The organism is Pseudomonas sp. TE3728 (assembly GCF_056279145.1).
Window position 1 is genome coordinate 4139130 of the sequence record NZ_JBWBQT010000001.1, and the last position, 15185, is coordinate 4154314.

Here is a 15185-nt window from a genome sequence, read left to right on the forward strand (position 1 = left end):
TCTGCTCATTACCCTACTCAGCCATTGGCTTGCGGGCAATGATCACCTGACTTTTCGCCACAACCGCATCCAGCGCCTGTTTAATCTGCGCACCCCGTGGCGAGGACAGCACGGCTTGCCAGGTGTCGGCCCAATGGTTGAGCAACGGATGGTCGGCGTTGCTGAAATCGACCTTGGCCTCCCAGAACAACAGCATCCACATCGACCAATAAAACCCGTACTGGCTGTGGCTGATGACTTCCAGGCCGGCGTCGCTGACCATCGCCTTGAACTGCTCTTCGCTGATGATGCGAATGTGGTTGGGCTTCTGGAAATACTCCGGCGCGGCGATGTCTTTTTGCAGGTCTTCGGAACTGGGGTGCGGAACACTGAGCAAATACAGCGCCCCGGGCTTGCCGACCCGCACCAGTTCGGCGAGGAACTGCGCCGGATCGTCGACGTGCTCGATAACCTCGGTGGACACCACCCGGGTCGCGGTCGCGTCGGCAATCGGCAGCGGATTGCAGTCCGTGACGTGGCACTCGATGCCCCGCGCCGGCGTGTCGCTCAGGCGCTGACGAGTCGCTTCGACCTTGGCGGCGTCGATGTCGGCAATGATGATCTTCGCCCCGCGCATGCCGCAGAAATGAACGTTGCCCCCGTCACCGCAGCCCACATCCAGCAGCGTGTCCTCGGGGCTGACCGGGAAACCGGTGAACAGCTCGCCGGTTTGCTGGTTGAACCAGCCGCTGAGCATCGCGTCGTGCAGGCCGAGCATGTACGGGTCGACTTTCTCGGACACCGAGGGTGCTGGCATCAGCGGCTGCGCGGCAGCGGACGTGCCCGCCGTGAGTTTCTTCAAAAGGCTCAGCATGAGGTGGCTCCAGAGGATGGAAGGGCTGATCGGGACACGCGCAAGTGATGCAACAGACGGGCACCCCGGTTGCGCATGGGTAGCTCGATGAATCGGTAGTTGAGTTCACTCAGCAGCACGATCAGGGTCATGGCGCAAAACAGCGCCAGTGCCGGCTGCATCGCCACGTCCTGCCAACCGGCGGGCTCGTAACGAAACCAGCCTTCGCGCACGAGAAAAAACGCCGGAATGTGAATCAGGTAAATGCCGTAGGAACGGGCGCCCAACCAGACCAGTACTTGCTTGAGCTTGCCCTTGGGCAGCAGGTAATCGCGATTGTAGGAAGCGATCCAGACCAGCAGCGCGCACAACAAGGCAATCGCGGCGACCCGATAGCTCGCCAGGTTGAACGGTGTGCTCGCCAGCACGCTCAGTGCAGCCCCCAGGCCGATCAGTGTCAACGGGCCTGACCAACGACGGCGCAACAATCGTGGCTCCCAGGTCAGATAGCTCGGCCTCGAGCTCCACATCGCCAGCAACACGCCCAATGCCAGGGCATCGGTCCTGATGCTCATCAACAGCGCTGAACGCCAAGTGAACAGTTGCACGGCAACCAAGGCCAGCAACAGCCACACCAACCGCTTGCGGCAGACGAGGATCAGTAAGGGCAGCAGCAGGTAGAACTGCTCTTCAAGGGACAGGCTCCAGTAAACGAAGCTGGCACCGTATTCGAAGCGCATGAAGCTTTCAGCGAAGCGCAAATTGGCAAACTGCAGAAGGCCCGCCAGCGTCGCCTGCAGATTGGCCTGCACCGTGCCAAAGGCGCCCGAATGATTGAAAAACAGTGCGCCCGCTAACATCAGCAGCAGCCACAACCAGGCGGATGGCAACAGACGAAAGGCCCGACGAATCCAGAAATCGCGGGTTTCCAGCCAGAAGGCTTGCGGTGTCTGGCAACCATGCAGCAGCGGAATCAAGCCTCGGGCGATGACAAACCCGGAGATGACAAAAAACAGGTCCACACCCCACCAGAATTGCCCGTGGGCCGTGCCCGATTCGAAACCCGGCAGCCCACCCGGAAATGGCATGGTTTGCAGGTGATGCACCAGCACGCCAAGCACAGCGATCCCGCGCAACAACTCGATGTCGAGAATCCGTCGACTGCTCATGACGCAGTCCCGGCCTTTGAATCGGTCGCCATCGGTTTACGTGCAATGATCACCTGACTCTTGGGCATGAACTGATCGAGCATCTGCTTGATTGCCAGCCCATTGGGTTGGGCCAGCAGGTCTTGCCAGGTTTTCGCCCAGCTCTCCATCAGTGGCGGATACGGCGCCTGAATCCGGTCCCGTACCGCGCCGCCCAAGTCGCGCCCGGCCGCGCGCTCGCTGGCCCAGAAGAAAATCATGCCCATCACCCAGAAAAACCCGGTGGCCTGACGATGCTCGATCACCAGGCCCGCGTCCTCCACCAGCGCGGCGAAGCGTTCCGGGGTAAAAATCTGTACGTGATTGGGCGACTGGAAATAGCTGGCCGGGGCGATGCCCTGTTGCAAATGCTCGCCCACCGGTGCCGGCACGCTCAGCAGATACTGCGCACCCGGACGGCCCATGCGCACCAACTCGGCCATGAACGGCTCGGGCTGATCGATGTGTTCGAGCACTTCCATGCACACGACTTTGCTCGCGCAGCCATCGGCCAGCGGCAACGGCAGGCTATTGCTGACCAGCCCCAGGTTGGGTTTGTCCGTCTGCGCGTCCACTTGCCGGGCCAGGTCTCGGACCTTGTCGTGTTCACTGTCAGTGAAAATCACTGAGGCGCCCTGACGTACCGCAAACAGCGTCGCAACGCCCTCACCGCAACCGACATCCAGCAAAGTGTCGTCCGCGGTGATCGCAAAGCCCTTGAGCAATTCGCCGCTGTCGTTCAAAAACCAGCCATCGAGGATGGCGTCGTGCAAGCCGACATCGCGCGGCGATACGCTGTCTTGCGCAACCGGTGCAGGCACAGCTTTGGGTTGCGCCACCGGACGCAGCCGCCTCATCAATGCGCGGATCATGCCTCGGGGGTTTCCACGGCAGCCGCAGCGCGGGTTTCGAATAGCCGGGCAAGGAATTCTTTCAGACGCTGTTCAGCGGTTGCCTGGCTGCAAAAGTTTTGCAGGCTGGTCACCGCGTGGGCGGACATCCTTGCGTAGCGTTGCGGGTCGTCTTTGGCCACGTCATAGCTGGCCCGATAGGCCGTGCATAACGAGGCCCAGTTGGTGATGTAGCGCAGGGTGCGAAACGCCTTTCGCGGGTCGTGGGGCCAGGCCGTCAGCTCATCCGTGGAGTCGATGAGGAAAGCATTGTCCGCGTCCAGATAGTCGATCATCGCCGTGGTGCGCGGCGCCACTGCCGGCTTGCCGCATGACATGAACTCCATCAGCGGCAGGCACTGGCCTTCGCCGTAGGACGTATTCACCACGTAACTCGTGGCCTGCACCAGACGTTCGTAGTCCGCATCCGCGAGGTAGCCGTAAATCAACACGATGCGGCAGCGGTAGGACTGGTTTTTGTACAAGTGATGAAGGATATCGGTCAGCGCTTCTTCGGCATCGTGATGCGTCAGTTTGAGCACCAGCGTGGCGTCTTCTACCTCGCGGAAGGTCACGCAAAAAGCACTCAGCATGTCTTCCCAATTCTTGCGCCCGTCGCCGGGGTTGAACACCGATGTGTAGATCACACCGTCGAGCACCAGCTCCTGTTCACCCGCGGGCGCCTGAAAGTCGATGCCCTTGCCGGCACGCAAATGCGCAGGACCAAAGGCCCGCAGATCAAGTTGGCGACTGTCCGCCAGCAAGCCTTTGATCTTCAATCGCACCTGGCAGGCCTTTGGCTGACGCTGCAATTGCGCACCGCGTGCGGCAAAGCGATCCCACACTGGTGCCGGTACCGCGACGATCGGATAGTCGGCGCCCATGGCTTCGCGCACGGCATTGACGGTGTAGCTGGAATGGGTGATTGCCGCACCGCTCGCGCGCAATACCGTGCGCCAGTCATTACGCGGTTCACCGGCGAACGGCTCATTGGGAATGGTGCTGAATTCCCACGCAAACACTGCCAGGGTCGGACAGGCAAAATGAACCGGCGTGCGATGCGGTGGCGAGAACGACAGGAACACGCAGTCTTCGCCACGGGACAGACTGTCGAGGTACAGGGCGTCGACTTCGGTCTGCGGATCGCTGACCTCCACTACCCGCCCCAGTCGCTCCAGCACCGGTCGATACTCTTTGAGCACGAAGTAGTAGCTGTATTCCGAACGGCCCAGGTTCTGGGCAATGGTGTGCTGGTTGGTTTCTGAATAAATGATGATCAGCATGAGGCGTTATCCGTGACGGTCGCTGCCGACACACCGTGTGGCGCCAGCCCGAAAAAGTCCGCCAAGCGTTGTTGCACTGGAGCGAAGGCGCAGTAATCGTGCATGCGCTCGACCGCGGCGTGAGACATCTGCTGATACTCCAGCGGCTGTTCCTTGGCGATCCGGTAGCTGTTTTCGTAGGCCGTTTTCAACGCCCCCCAGTCCGGTCGATAACGCAGGGTCCGATAGATGATGCGGGTGTCCTGAGGCCAGATGGTCAGCTCTTCGCTGGACTTGACCACAAACGCCACGCGCTCATCGATGTAATCCTCCATGGCCGTGTGATCCGGCGCGATCACCGGTTTGCCGCTGGCCATGAACTCCATCAGCGGCAGACACAAGCCTTCGCAGCGCGAGGCGTTGACGTAATAACTCGCCGCCTCATAGAGCCGGGCATATTGCGGATCGTCCAGGTAACCGTGCATCACCACCACCCGGCAGGCGAACGGGGACAGTTGCGCCAGCAAGGTCATCAACTCGGTGTAATAGGACGACAGATCGCTCTGGGTAATCTTCAGCACCAGTGTGGCATCCGCGGTGTCACGGAACGCCCAGCAGAATGCGCTGATCAGTTGATGCCAATTCTTGCGCCCGTCCTTGGGATTGAACACGGTGACGTAGACCACGCCGTCGACATGGGTCTGAACCTGCTCCGTAGTGTCCGGAAGGTCCACGGCTGCGGGTACGTGGACCGGCACCGACTGTGGACCGGCAATGCGCGGGAAGTATTTTGCGAGCCTGGAATGAGCCGGGTCAGACAACAGATCGCGAATCCCCTCCCAGTACCACTGGCTCAAAAAGTGAGTGCGATGGACCGGCACCGGTTGCGCCTTGCCCAGGTCCAGCGCCCACAGGCGCAAGTAGTGCCTGGCGATAACGAAGCGGCGCTTCAGGGTTAGCGGCGGCGGGCGCAAGGCCTCGAGTTCAGCCTGTTGCTCAGCGGTCAACGGTGGCGGAATCAGCGAGTCGGCGGACAGCCCCAGCGTACGGGTATCGAGGATGCAGCCTTTGATGTCGAGGGTCGAACCGGCATTGACCGCGCTGGTATGACGGTTACGGATGGCCGCGAAGTTTTCCCACAACGGGGTCGGCAAGACCAACACCGGAAAGTCTTCGCCCATGGCCCGACGGATCGCCCGGGCAGTATGACTGGAGAGCGTAATCACCCGGCCCTGGCGCGCCAGCATGCGGGTCCAGTCCTGCCGTGGATCGTTGTCCCACTGCTCATCGGGAATCGAATCGAACTCCCAGGCCACCACGCACATTGTCGGGCACTCAAGGTCGTTCGGGGTTTTCTGCGGCGGGGTGAAGGACAGGAACAGACTGCTTTCGCCGGCGGCACGCAGTTGCCTGTAGAGAGGATCGACCTCGGCGGTGGAGGACACCACATACACCCGCCCAAGGCTTTCGAGCACCGGGCGATAAGCCTTGAGCACGAAGTAATAACTGTATTCGGGACGACCGAGGCTCTGGCTGATGGAACTGTCGTTGACGTCCGAGTAAAGAATAAAATTCATGGCATCCCACGATGAAGCCGCCATCCCGGCAACCTCACTCTATGACGGCGAAACCACAGATTGAGTCGGCAAGTACCTGCCCTCGTCTATAGTCTTCGTGTCCGTCTACGTTCTTGTTTTAGTGGTCAGTTTCGCGGAGTTTCAAAATAACCCTGCCGAACCCTGGGCGATCGTGACGAGGGGCATTCTAAACACATCCGTTAAGGGTTCGTGAACCGCTCGGCGAGAATAAATAGACCTGCGAAAACGAGAACCGACCGGTCACGGTGAGACCTGTTGAAATTGCTGCGCAATTGGCACAGATTGGCTACCAAACAACTACAACAACGACTTCGCCTGTCTTCCTACGAAGGTTTTTCTTCGGTCTGACAGACTTTCCCTAAAGCCTGCGGGAAATGGCAGAAGTTCAGAATTGAGGGGACCGCTGCTTGAAAAAGCGTCTGTTCGTAACGGGTCTGAGTGGATTCGTAGGACAACACATCCAATCTCGTCTGAAGGCTGATGCCTCGGAATGGGAACTGCTGCCTGCCCCTTCCCGTTACGATCTCGTACAGCCAGAAAGCCTTGAAGGCCTGTGGCCGGAGATGCCCGATGCGGTCATTCATCTGGCCGGCCAGACCTTCGTCCCCGAAGCCTTTCGTGATCCGGCACGTACGCTGAATATCAATCTGCTGGGCACCCTTAACCTACTTCAAGCCCTAAAAGCCCGTGGCTTCGCCGGTACGTTCCTGTACGTCAGCTCCGGTGACGTCTATGGCCAGGTCAACGAAGCCGATCTGCCCATCACCGAACGCCAGCCACCCTGCCCGCGCAATCCTTATGCCGTGAGCAAACTGTCGGCGGAGTTCCTGAGCCTGCAATGGGGCCTGAGCGAAAGCTGGCCGGTGCTGGTCGCTCGCCCGTTCAACCATATCGGCACCGGGCAGAAGGACAGCTTCGTCATTGCCAGCGCGGCGCGACAGATCAGCCGAATCAAGCAAGGCCTGCAAACACCGCAACTGGAAGTCGGTGACATCGACGTCACTCGCGATTTCCTCGATGTGGGCGACGTGGTGTCGGCCTACTTCGCCTTGCTGGAAAACGGCATGTCGGGACAGGTCTACAACATTTGCTCGGGGCGCGAGCAGAGCATTCGCAGCTTGATCGAGCAGCTGGGGAATCTCGCCCAGGTCGATATGCAACTGATTCAGGATCCGGTGCGTCTTCGCCGCGCGGATCAGCGTCGCGTTTGTGGCAGCCATGCCAAGCTTGCCCAGACCACAGGCTGGACGCCTGAAATCACAACACAACAATCCCTGCGGGCGATCCTGTCCGACTGGGAGAAGCGAGTACGACAAGAATGACAAAAAGTGCATTGATCACAGGGATCACCGGTCAGGACGGCGCGTATCTGGCCAAACTGTTGCTCGACAAGGGTTACAAAGTCCACGGTTTGGTGGCGCGGCGCAGCAGCGATTCGCGTTGGCGACTTCGCGAGACCGGGATCGAGGGCGATATCGTTTATCTGGATGGCGACATGGCCGATGCCTGCTCGGTGCAGCGAGCGGTGATCAAGTCGGCGCCGGACGAGGTCTATAACCTGGCCGCGCAAAGCTTTGTCGCCGCCTCTTGGGATCAACCGGTAACCACCGGCATCGTCGACGGCCTGGGCGTGACTCACCTGCTCGAAGCGATCCGTCAGTTCAGTCCGCACACCCGTTTCTATCAAGCGTCCACCAGCGAAATGTTCGGCTTGATTCAGGCCGAACAGCAGGATGAAAACACGCCGTTTTATCCGCGCAGCCCTTACGGCGTGGCCAAACTCTATGGCCACTGGATCACGGTGAACTATCGCGAAAGCTTCAACCTGCACGCCAGCAGCGGGATCCTGTTCAACCACGAATCACCGCTGCGCGGCATCGAGTTCGTGACCCGTAAAGTCACCGACGCCGCCGCCCGCATCAAACAGGGCAAACAGCAGGAACTGCGCCTGGGCAACATCGACGCCAAACGCGATTGGGGCTTCGCCGGCGACTACGTCGAAGCCATGTGGCTGATGCTGCAACAGGACAAGCCTGACGATTATGTGGTCGCCACCGGCGTGACCACCACCGTGCGCGAAATGTGCCGCATCGCCTTTGATCACATCGGCCTCAACTACCGCGACTACGTGAAGATCGACCCGGCGTTTTTCCGCCCGGCCGAGGTAGAAGTGCTGCTTGGCAACCCGGCCAAGGCCCAGCGCGTACTGGGCTGGAAGCCAAAAACCGATCTGGACACCTTGATCCGCATGATGATGGATGCGGACATGAAACGCGTTGCCAAGGAGTAGGCCATGCTGATTCCCGTGATTCTCTCCGGCGGTGCCGGGACTCGTTTGTGGCCGGTGTCCCGCGAAGGCCATCCTAAGCCGTTCATGACCCTGCCCGACGGTCAGTCGCTGCTGAGCAAGACCTATCGGCGTGCGGCAGGCTTGCTCGATGGCTGGGGCGATATCGTCACGGTGACCAACCGCGACTATTACTTCCAGAGCAAGGATCACTATCAGGATGCGCGCCTGGAGCGCCATCGCGGGCATTTTCTGCTTGAGCCGACGGGCCGCAATACGGCCCCGGCCATCGCGGCGGCCGCCCTTTCGCTACAAGCCCTGCACGGCGACGACGCGATCATGGTGGTGATGCCCGCCGACCATCTGATTCTCAACGAAGACGCCTTGAAAAGCGCGGTCGAGCACGCCGTGGCGCTGGCCAAGGCTGGTCATCTGGTGACCTTCGGCGTGGTGCCGACAGCCCCGGAAACCGGCTTCGGCTACATCGAAACCGGTGCCCCGCTGGACGACAAAGGCGCCGCCAAGGTGCAACGCTTCGTCGAGAAACCCGACCTGCAAACCGCCACGCATTATCTGGAGAGCGGCAACTTCCTGTGGAATTCGGGGATGTTCTGCTTCTCGATCGCCACGCTGCTGGCCGAGTTGCACCTTCACGCCCCTGCATTGCTGGAACAGGCTCGGGCCTGCATGGCGGCCAGTGCGCCAGTGGAAACCGGCGGTTGCCTGCAACAGGAACTGTCGCCCACGCACTTCGCCGACATCACCGACATCTCCATCGACTACGCCCTGATGGAGCGCTCCGACAAAGTGGTCGTGGTACCGGCCAATTTCGATTGGAGCGATATCGGTTCCTGGGGCGCCGTGGCGGCACTGCTGCCGGCCGATGCGCAGAATAATCGCGCCAGCGGCGATGCGATCTTCATCGACAGCCACAACAACTTCGTCCAGAGCGAAGACCGGTTGGTCGCCGCCGTGGGTGTGGATAACCTGATCATCATCGACACCGCCGACGCGGTGCTGGTCGCCCATGCCGACCGCGCCCAGGATGTGCGCCGGGTGGCCCGGCAGCTCAAGGATGAAAAGCACGAAGCCTATCGGCTGCACCGCACAGTCAGCCGACCTTGGGGCACCTACACCGTGCTCGAGGAAGGTCCTCGCTTCAAGATCAAACGTATCGTGGTCAAACCCGGCGCCAAGTTGTCACTGCAAATGCACCACCACCGCAACGAACACTGGGTGGTGGTCGAAGGCATGGCCAAGGTCACCAATAACGGTTCCGGATCGCACCTGGTGGCCAAGAACGAGTCGACGTTCATTGCCGCCGGGCACAGGCACCGTCTGGAAAACCCCGGCGTGATCGACCTGGTGATCATCGAAGTGCAAAGCGGTGAATACCTGGGGGAGGACGATATCGTTCGCTTCGAAGACCAATACGGCAGGACGGTTTGAATGCTGCTTTCCCTGTATCGCTCGCTGTGGAGCTATCGAGGTTTCATCCTCGGTAGCGTCAAGCGAGAGTTTCAAGCGCGTTATCGCAATTCGCTGTTCGGTGCCCTATGGACCGTACTCAACCCGCTGTCGATGATCGTCGTCTACACGGTGATTTTTTCCCACATCATGCGCGCACGCTTGCCGGGTGTGGATGACGGTATGGCCTACAGCATCTACCTCTGCGCCGGGTTGCTGACCTGGGGCCTGTTCTCGGAAATCACTCTGCGCAGCCAGAACATGTTTCTGGAAAACGCCAACCTGCTGAAGAAAATCAGCTTCCCGAGAATCTGTCTGCCGGTGATCGTGCTGTTCAACGCCGGCATCAACTTCGCGATCATCATCGGTCTGTTCCTGGGCTTTCTGCTGATCACCGGACGCCTGCCGGGCATGGCTCTGCTGGCGTTGCTCCCGCTGATGGCGTTGCAAGTCATGTTCTGCGCCGGTCTGGGAATGATCCTCGGCGTGTTGAATGTGTTCTTTCGCGATGTCGGGCAATTCTTCGGCATCTGCCTGCAATTCTGGTTCTGGCTGACCCCGATCGTGTACCCGCTGAGCATCCTGCCCGAGTGGGTGCAACGGTTGTTGCAGCTCAACCCCATGACTAACCTGATCGGCAGCTACCAGAACCTGTTCCTCTACGGCCAATGGCCGGTCTGGCGTTCGCTGCTGCCGATTTTCGTGATCGGTGTGTTGTTCTGCGTGATCGGGCTGCGACTGTTTCGTCAGCGGGTCGGCGAAATGGTGGATGAACTCTGATGGGATATATACGCGTGACCGGCCTGGGCAAGGCCTACAAGCAATACCCCACACGCTGGAGCCGACTGGCTGAGTGGCTGATCCCGTTTTCGCCGATCCGCCATCGCCAACACTGGGTGCTGCAAGACGTAGCGTTCGAAATTGCTCCCGGTGAAGCGGTGGGCATCGTCGGGGTCAACGGTGCCGGCAAAAGTACCTTGCTGAAGATGATCACCGGCACCACCCAACCCACCTGTGGGCAGATCCAGCTCGAAGGCCGCGTCGCCGCCCTGCTGGAACTGGGCATGGGCTTTCACCCGGATTTCACCGGCCGGCAAAACGCGGTCATGGCCGGGCAATTGCTGGGCATGCAGGTCGAAGAAATCGAAACCCTGATGCCGGAAATAGAACACTTCGCGGAAATCGGCGAAGCCATCGACCACCCGGTGCGCACCTATTCCAGCGGCATGCAGATGCGCCTGGCGTTCAGCGTGGCCACCGCGCGGCGCCCGGATATCCTGATCGTCGACGAAGCGTTGTCGGTGGGCGACGCCTACTTCCAGCACAAAAGCTTCGAACGCATCCGCAGCTTTCGCAGGGCCGGCACCACATTGCTGATCGTGTCCCACGACCGCTCGGCGATTCAGTCGATCTGCGACTCGGCGATTCTCCTGGAGAACGGCCGCATGGCCATGCATGGCAAGCCCGAAGCCGTCATGGACTACTACAACGCCCTGCTCGCCGAGCGCGAAGGCCAGACGGTGCGTCAGGAAATGCTCGCGGACGGCCAGGTGCAAACCGTTTCCGGCACCGGTGAAGCCGGGATCCTCAGCGTGCGCATGCTCGATGAGCGCGAACGTGCCATCGATGCCGCCGAAGTCGGCCAGTCGGTAGTGCTTGAGGTGCAAGTCGAAGTGCGCCAGGACATCGAACGCCTGGTGCTGGGTTTCATGATCAAGGATCGCCTGGGTCAGGCCATGTACGGCATCAATACCCATCGTCAGGACCTCGCCCTCACCGATCTGCAGGCCGGCGAGCGGCTGACCTACCGCTTTGCCTTCGTCATGGGCCTGGGCAAGGGCAACTATTCCGTGGCCCTGAGCCTGTCGCGACTGGACTCGCACCTGGACCGCAATTTCGAGTGGCGCGACTACGGCTTGGTGTTCCATGTGATCAACAACCGACACGAAGACTTCGTCGGCTGTTCGTGGCTGGGGGCGAAAACCACCATCACTCGCGCCGCCGAATCGATTGTTTCGGAGCACACGCCATGACCCGTCTACTGGTGGAGTGCACGTACGTGTTCCAGCACCCCAAGGTCAATTCGGGCATTCAGCGGGTGGTGCGCAACGTCATCAATCAGTTGCCTGAACGCGTCGATGGCGTTGAGTGCATCCCGGTGGTGATGCTTAAGGGCAAGCTCTACCGGGTGTTGAGTCTGGCCCCTTTGGACACACCGCTTTTCAATGGGCTGATGGAGTTCGGTGGGCGCCTGGAGCGATTGGCCCATCGTTTCTGGCAACTGCACCAGCGCCTCGACAAACGCTGCACCTCGCGATGGACCCGGCGCGCGCTGTACGCGGCTTACCGCCTCACGGCGCTGGCGGGTTTCAGCGTACCGCTGCGCCTGATTGATCAGATCAATCACTATCAACTGCCCAAACGTTGCTCGCCGCTGCAGCATCAACCGGGTGATCAACTCGTGTTGCTGGATTCGTCCTGGCACGCCGATTTCTTCCCGTTGGCCGAACAACTCAAACGCGAAGGCGTGGGCATTGTCTCGGTGATCTACGACCTGATTCCCCTGACCCACCCGCAGTTCTACGACATGCGACTGGTGCAGATTTTCAACGAGTGGTTCGATTGGATCGCCAAAACCGCCGACGGCTACGTGGCGATTTCCGCCACGGTGCGCGATCAGGTGCGCGATGAATTGCATCGTCGCGTCGATCCTGCCAAAGCCGACACCTTGTGGTTCGACTACTTTCACCTGGGCTCGGAGCTGGACCTGCGCGAAGAAACCGCCGCTGTCGAAACACGCCTGACCCGGCTGTTCGATACCCCCGAACCGGTGTTCCTGATGGTCAGCACCATCGAGCCGCGCAAGAATCACGACTACTTGCTGGACGCCTTCGAACTCGCCTGGGCCGCAGGCTCCACTGCCCGTCTGTGCATCGCCGGGCGCATTGGCTGGAAATGCGATGCCCTGCTCGCCCGGATGCGCAATCACCCGGAGCTGAACAGGCGGTTGTTCATGTTTAACGACCTGAGCGACACCAGCCTCGAACATGCCTATTCCCACGCCAGTGCGCTGGTGTTTCCGTCCTACGTCGAAGGCTTCGGCCTGCCACTGGTAGAAGCCATGCAACGCGGTTTGCCGGCCATGGGCAGTGACATCCCGGTCTTCCGCGAAATAGGCGGCGAGTTCATGGCGTACTTCGACCTGGCCGAACCACAAAACCTGGCCGATCTGGTTGCCCGATTCGAGAGCAGCAAACAATTCCCGGCCGCCCACGATGTGGCGGACTGGCGCTGGATTGGCTGGCGTGAAGCCAGTGCGCAACTGGCCGAGCGAACCCTGCGCAACCTTGTGGAAACACCCGTCGTGCAAGAGAGGCAACATGCGAATTGCCCTTAACGCCCGAATCCTCCAGGCCCCACGCACCGGTATCGGCCATTACGTCGCCGAACTGGTGAATGCCCTGGCCGGTGAGCCCGATGTCGAGTTGTCGCTGTTCCATGGCTGGGGCTGGAGTTCTTCGCTACCCGATGCCGCCATGCCGGGTTACTCGCGCCTGACGCCGTTGCTGCGGCAGATACCGGGGGCGTATCAGGCTCGACGCTGGCTGGCGCAGAAACGCTTTGATCAAGGCCGCGCGCAGGCGATCGACCTTTATCACGAACCCAGTCTGTGGCCGTTGTCGTTCGACGGCCCGACGGTCATCACCCTGCATGACCTGACACACCTGCACTATCCCGAGACGCAACCACCGGCGCGCCTGCGAGAAATCGAGCGGCGACTGGCCGATGGCGTGCAACAGGCGCAGCTGATTCTCACCGACTCGCAGTACATTGCCAACGAGGCTCAAGCCTGTTTCGCACTGCCGGCCGAGCGTTTTGTAGTTGCCCCGCTGGGCGTGGCTGCACGTTTCCACCCACGCGAGCCCGAGGCCATCGATGCGATGCTCAAGGCCCACGGGGTCGAGATGCGGGATTATTTTCTCTGCGTCGGCACGCTGGAACCACGTAAGAACCTGAATCTGGCCCTGCGCGCCCACGCCCAACTTCCGGAAGCATTGCGTCAGCGCTTTCCGTTGTTGATCGTGGGCATGGCCGGCTGGCAACGCGAACAATTCAGCGATGAGCTGCGCCGGGCATTGGCCAATGGTCATGTGTGTTTGCTCGGTTACCTGCCCGACGAGCAGGTCGCGCAGCTGTTGGCCGGCGCCCGGGCGCTGATTTTCCCGTCGCGCTATGAAGGCTTCGGCCTACCGGTGCTGGAGGCCATGGCCAGCGGCACGCCGGTCATCCTGACCCGACGTTCGGCCATGCCCGAAGTCGCAGGCGTTGCGGGCAACTATATTGAACCCGACGATCCAGACGGCTTGCGCGATGCCATGCGCCGTCTGATCGACGATCAAACACATTGGCAGGCATGCCGAAAAGCCGGATTGCAGCAGGCAAGGCTTTTTTCCTGGGAGCGCTGCGCGAAGATCACCGCCCGCGCCTACCGCCAGGCTATGGGAGGTTGAATGCGAGTTCTTCATTTTTTCAAGACGTACCTGCCTGACTCGGTCGGCGGGATCGAACAAGTCATCTTCCAGTTATGTGAAAGCGGCGCCCAGCATGGCATTGAAAGTCAGGTGTTGACCCTCAGTGCCGATCCGACACCGCCGGTGGTGCAACTCGGGCAGCACGAAGTCCATCGGGCCAAACTCGACATTCAGTTCGCTTCCACAGGCTTTTCTTACAGCGTCTTCAAGCAATTTCGCGAAATGGCCGCTGAGGCAGACGTGGTCAATTACCACTTCCCGTGGCCGTTCATGGACCTGGTGCACTTCTTCAGCGCCATGAACAAACCCAGCGTAGTGACCTACCACTCGGACATCATTCGCCAGAAACACCTGCTCAAACTTTACCGGCCACTGATGAACCGCTTCCTCGCCAGCGCTGACCGGATCGTCGCCGCCTCCCCTAACTATCTGCACACCAGTGATGTGTTGCAGCAGTTTCAGGACAAGACCCGCGTCATTCCCTATGGTCTGAACAAGGCCGGTTATCCACAGGCCGATAACGAACGCATGGACCATTGGCGGCAAAAGCTTGGGGATAAGTTTTTCCTGTTTGTGGGCGTGATGCGCTATTACAAGGGCCTGCACATTCTGCTCGACGCCTTGAAAGACGTGGATTACCCGGTGGTAATCGTTGGCGCCGGGCCGCTGGAAGCCGAACTGCACGCCCAGGCCGCGGCGTTGGGTTTGCGCAATATTCACTTTCTGGGGCGTCTTGGCGACGAAGACAAAGTCGCGCTGCTGCAACTGAGTTACGCGATCGTATTTCCTTCGCACCTGCGCTCCGAAGCGTTCGGCATTTCGCTGCTCGAAGGCGCGATGTACGGCAAACCGATGATCTCCAGCGAAATCGGCACCGGCACCAGCTACATCAACATCCACAACGAAACCGGGCTGGTGGTGCCGCCGAGTCATCCACAAGCGTTCCGTGAAGCCATGCGCACACTTTGGGAAAACCCGACGCTTGCAGCCGAAATGGGCGTGAAGGCAGAGGCGCGTTATCGGCAGTTGTTCACGGCGGAAGAAATGGGTCGCAAGTGGACGACGTTGTACGAAGAACTGCTGGAAGAAAAATCCCTGTCCTACGCCTAAACCTGCGGGACCGGACTTTT

At 60.2% G+C, this 15185-nt stretch carries 13 protein-coding genes; 8 read left to right on the top strand and 5 right to left on the bottom strand.

The features are described 5' to 3' along the window. Positions 1-13: 13 nt before the first annotated feature. The 5 genes from ACZ89R_RS18115 to ACZ89R_RS18135 are packed head-to-tail and all read right to left on the bottom strand — an operon-like array spanning position 14 to position 5748. Positions 14-853, bottom strand: coding sequence for a class I SAM-dependent methyltransferase (locus ACZ89R_RS18115; protein WP_427626314.1), 840 nt, complete (start codon positions 851-853; stop codon positions 14-16). Then, complete coding sequence (locus tag ACZ89R_RS18120; RefSeq protein WP_429545028.1) at positions 847-2001, bottom strand: acyltransferase family protein; 1155 nt, start codon at positions 1999-2001, stop codon at positions 847-849. Before ACZ89R_RS18120 ends, ACZ89R_RS18115 begins: the two co-directional genes overlap by 7 nt. Then, positions 1998-2891: a class I SAM-dependent methyltransferase gene (locus tag ACZ89R_RS18125; RefSeq protein WP_429545027.1), complete on the bottom strand. Its 894-nt coding sequence runs from the start codon at positions 2889-2891 to the stop codon at positions 1998-2000. The genes ACZ89R_RS18120 and ACZ89R_RS18125 overlap by 4 nt, the downstream gene beginning before the upstream one ends. After that, complete coding sequence (locus ACZ89R_RS18130) at positions 2888-4192, bottom strand: glycosyltransferase (protein ID WP_429545026.1); 1305 nt, start codon at positions 4190-4192, stop codon at positions 2888-2890. The genes ACZ89R_RS18125 and ACZ89R_RS18130 overlap by 4 nt, the downstream gene beginning before the upstream one ends. Beyond that, positions 4186-5748 (bottom strand): glycosyltransferase, encoded by a 1563-nt coding sequence (locus ACZ89R_RS18135; protein WP_429545025.1) that lies wholly within the window; start codon positions 5746-5748, stop codon positions 4186-4188. Before ACZ89R_RS18135 ends, ACZ89R_RS18130 begins: the two co-directional genes overlap by 7 nt. A gap of 428 nt (positions 5749-6176) precedes the next feature. Here ACZ89R_RS18135 and ACZ89R_RS18140 point away from each other — a divergent pair, with 428 nt between their 5' ends. From ACZ89R_RS18140 to ACZ89R_RS18175, 8 genes are read left to right on the top strand one after another with little or no spacing between them, the layout of a single operon-like run. Beyond that, positions 6177-7091: a GDP-mannose 4,6-dehydratase gene (locus tag ACZ89R_RS18140; RefSeq protein WP_429545024.1), complete on the top strand. Its 915-nt coding sequence runs from the start codon at positions 6177-6179 to the stop codon at positions 7089-7091. Then, positions 7088-8059, top strand: a complete 972-nt coding sequence (gene gmd / locus ACZ89R_RS18145) for a GDP-mannose 4,6-dehydratase (protein ID WP_030132531.1) — start codon at positions 7088-7090, stop codon at positions 8057-8059. The genes ACZ89R_RS18140 and gmd overlap by 4 nt, the downstream gene beginning before the upstream one ends. A 3-nt stretch (positions 8060-8062) precedes the next feature. Continuing rightward, the gene (locus tag ACZ89R_RS18150; protein WP_429545023.1) at positions 8063-9505 is read left to right on the top strand and encodes a mannose-1-phosphate guanylyltransferase/mannose-6-phosphate isomerase; all 1443 of its coding nucleotides are present in this window, start codon (positions 8063-8065) and stop codon (positions 9503-9505) included. Further along, on the top strand, positions 9506-10303 hold the full coding sequence (locus ACZ89R_RS18155) for an ABC transporter permease (protein ID WP_429545022.1): 798 nt from the start codon (positions 9506-9508) through the stop codon (positions 10301-10303). It begins immediately after the preceding gene. Next, complete coding sequence (locus tag ACZ89R_RS18160) at positions 10303-11556, top strand: ABC transporter ATP-binding protein (protein WP_429545021.1); 1254 nt, start codon at positions 10303-10305, stop codon at positions 11554-11556. Before ACZ89R_RS18155 ends, ACZ89R_RS18160 begins: the two co-directional genes overlap by 1 nt. Beyond that, positions 11553-12920, top strand: coding sequence for a glycosyltransferase family 4 protein (locus ACZ89R_RS18165; protein WP_429545020.1), 1368 nt, complete (start codon positions 11553-11555; stop codon positions 12918-12920). Before ACZ89R_RS18160 ends, ACZ89R_RS18165 begins: the two co-directional genes overlap by 4 nt. Further along, on the top strand, positions 12904-14034 hold the full coding sequence (locus tag ACZ89R_RS18170) for a glycosyltransferase family 4 protein (protein ID WP_429545019.1): 1131 nt from the start codon (positions 12904-12906) through the stop codon (positions 14032-14034). Before ACZ89R_RS18165 ends, ACZ89R_RS18170 begins: the two co-directional genes overlap by 17 nt. Continuing rightward, positions 14035-15165 carry a glycosyltransferase family 4 protein gene (locus ACZ89R_RS18175; RefSeq protein ID WP_429545018.1) on the top strand — a complete coding sequence of 377 codons (1131 nt, stop codon included), beginning with the start codon at positions 14035-14037 and terminating at the stop codon, positions 15163-15165. The last annotated feature ends 20 nt before the right edge of the window (positions 15166-15185 follow it).

What these genes read in the sequence shown, in the direction of transcription:
- ACZ89R_RS18130 (WP_429545026.1), bottom strand. Translation starts at nt 4,192, where the DNA reads ATGCTGATCATCATTTATTCAGAAACCAACCAGCACACCATTGCCCAG.
- ACZ89R_RS18125 (WP_429545027.1), bottom strand. Translation starts at nt 2,891, where the DNA reads ATGATCCGCGCATTGATGAGGCGGCTGCGTCCGGTGGCGCAACCCAAA.
- ACZ89R_RS18175 (WP_429545018.1), top strand. Translation starts at nt 14,035, where the DNA reads ATGCGAGTTCTTCATTTTTTCAAGACGTACCTGCCTGACTCGGTCGGC.
- gmd (WP_030132531.1), top strand. Translation starts at nt 7,088, where the DNA reads ATGACAAAAAGTGCATTGATCACAGGGATCACCGGTCAGGACGGCGCG.
- ACZ89R_RS18165 (WP_429545020.1), top strand. Translation starts at nt 11,553, where the DNA reads ATGACCCGTCTACTGGTGGAGTGCACGTACGTGTTCCAGCACCCCAAG.
- ACZ89R_RS18170 (WP_429545019.1), top strand. Translation starts at nt 12,904, where the DNA reads ATGCGAATTGCCCTTAACGCCCGAATCCTCCAGGCCCCACGCACCGGT.
- ACZ89R_RS18135 (WP_429545025.1), bottom strand. Translation starts at nt 5,748, where the DNA reads ATGAATTTTATTCTTTACTCGGACGTCAACGACAGTTCCATCAGCCAG.
- ACZ89R_RS18150 (WP_429545023.1), top strand. Translation starts at nt 8,063, where the DNA reads ATGCTGATTCCCGTGATTCTCTCCGGCGGTGCCGGGACTCGTTTGTGG.
- ACZ89R_RS18115 (WP_427626314.1), bottom strand. Translation starts at nt 853, where the DNA reads ATGCTGAGCCTTTTGAAGAAACTCACGGCGGGCACGTCCGCTGCCGCG.
- ACZ89R_RS18155 (WP_429545022.1), top strand. Translation starts at nt 9,506, where the DNA reads ATGCTGCTTTCCCTGTATCGCTCGCTGTGGAGCTATCGAGGTTTCATC.
- ACZ89R_RS18160 (WP_429545021.1), top strand. Translation starts at nt 10,303, where the DNA reads ATGGGATATATACGCGTGACCGGCCTGGGCAAGGCCTACAAGCAATAC.
- ACZ89R_RS18120 (WP_429545028.1), bottom strand. Translation starts at nt 2,001, where the DNA reads ATGAGCAGTCGACGGATTCTCGACATCGAGTTGTTGCGCGGGATCGCT.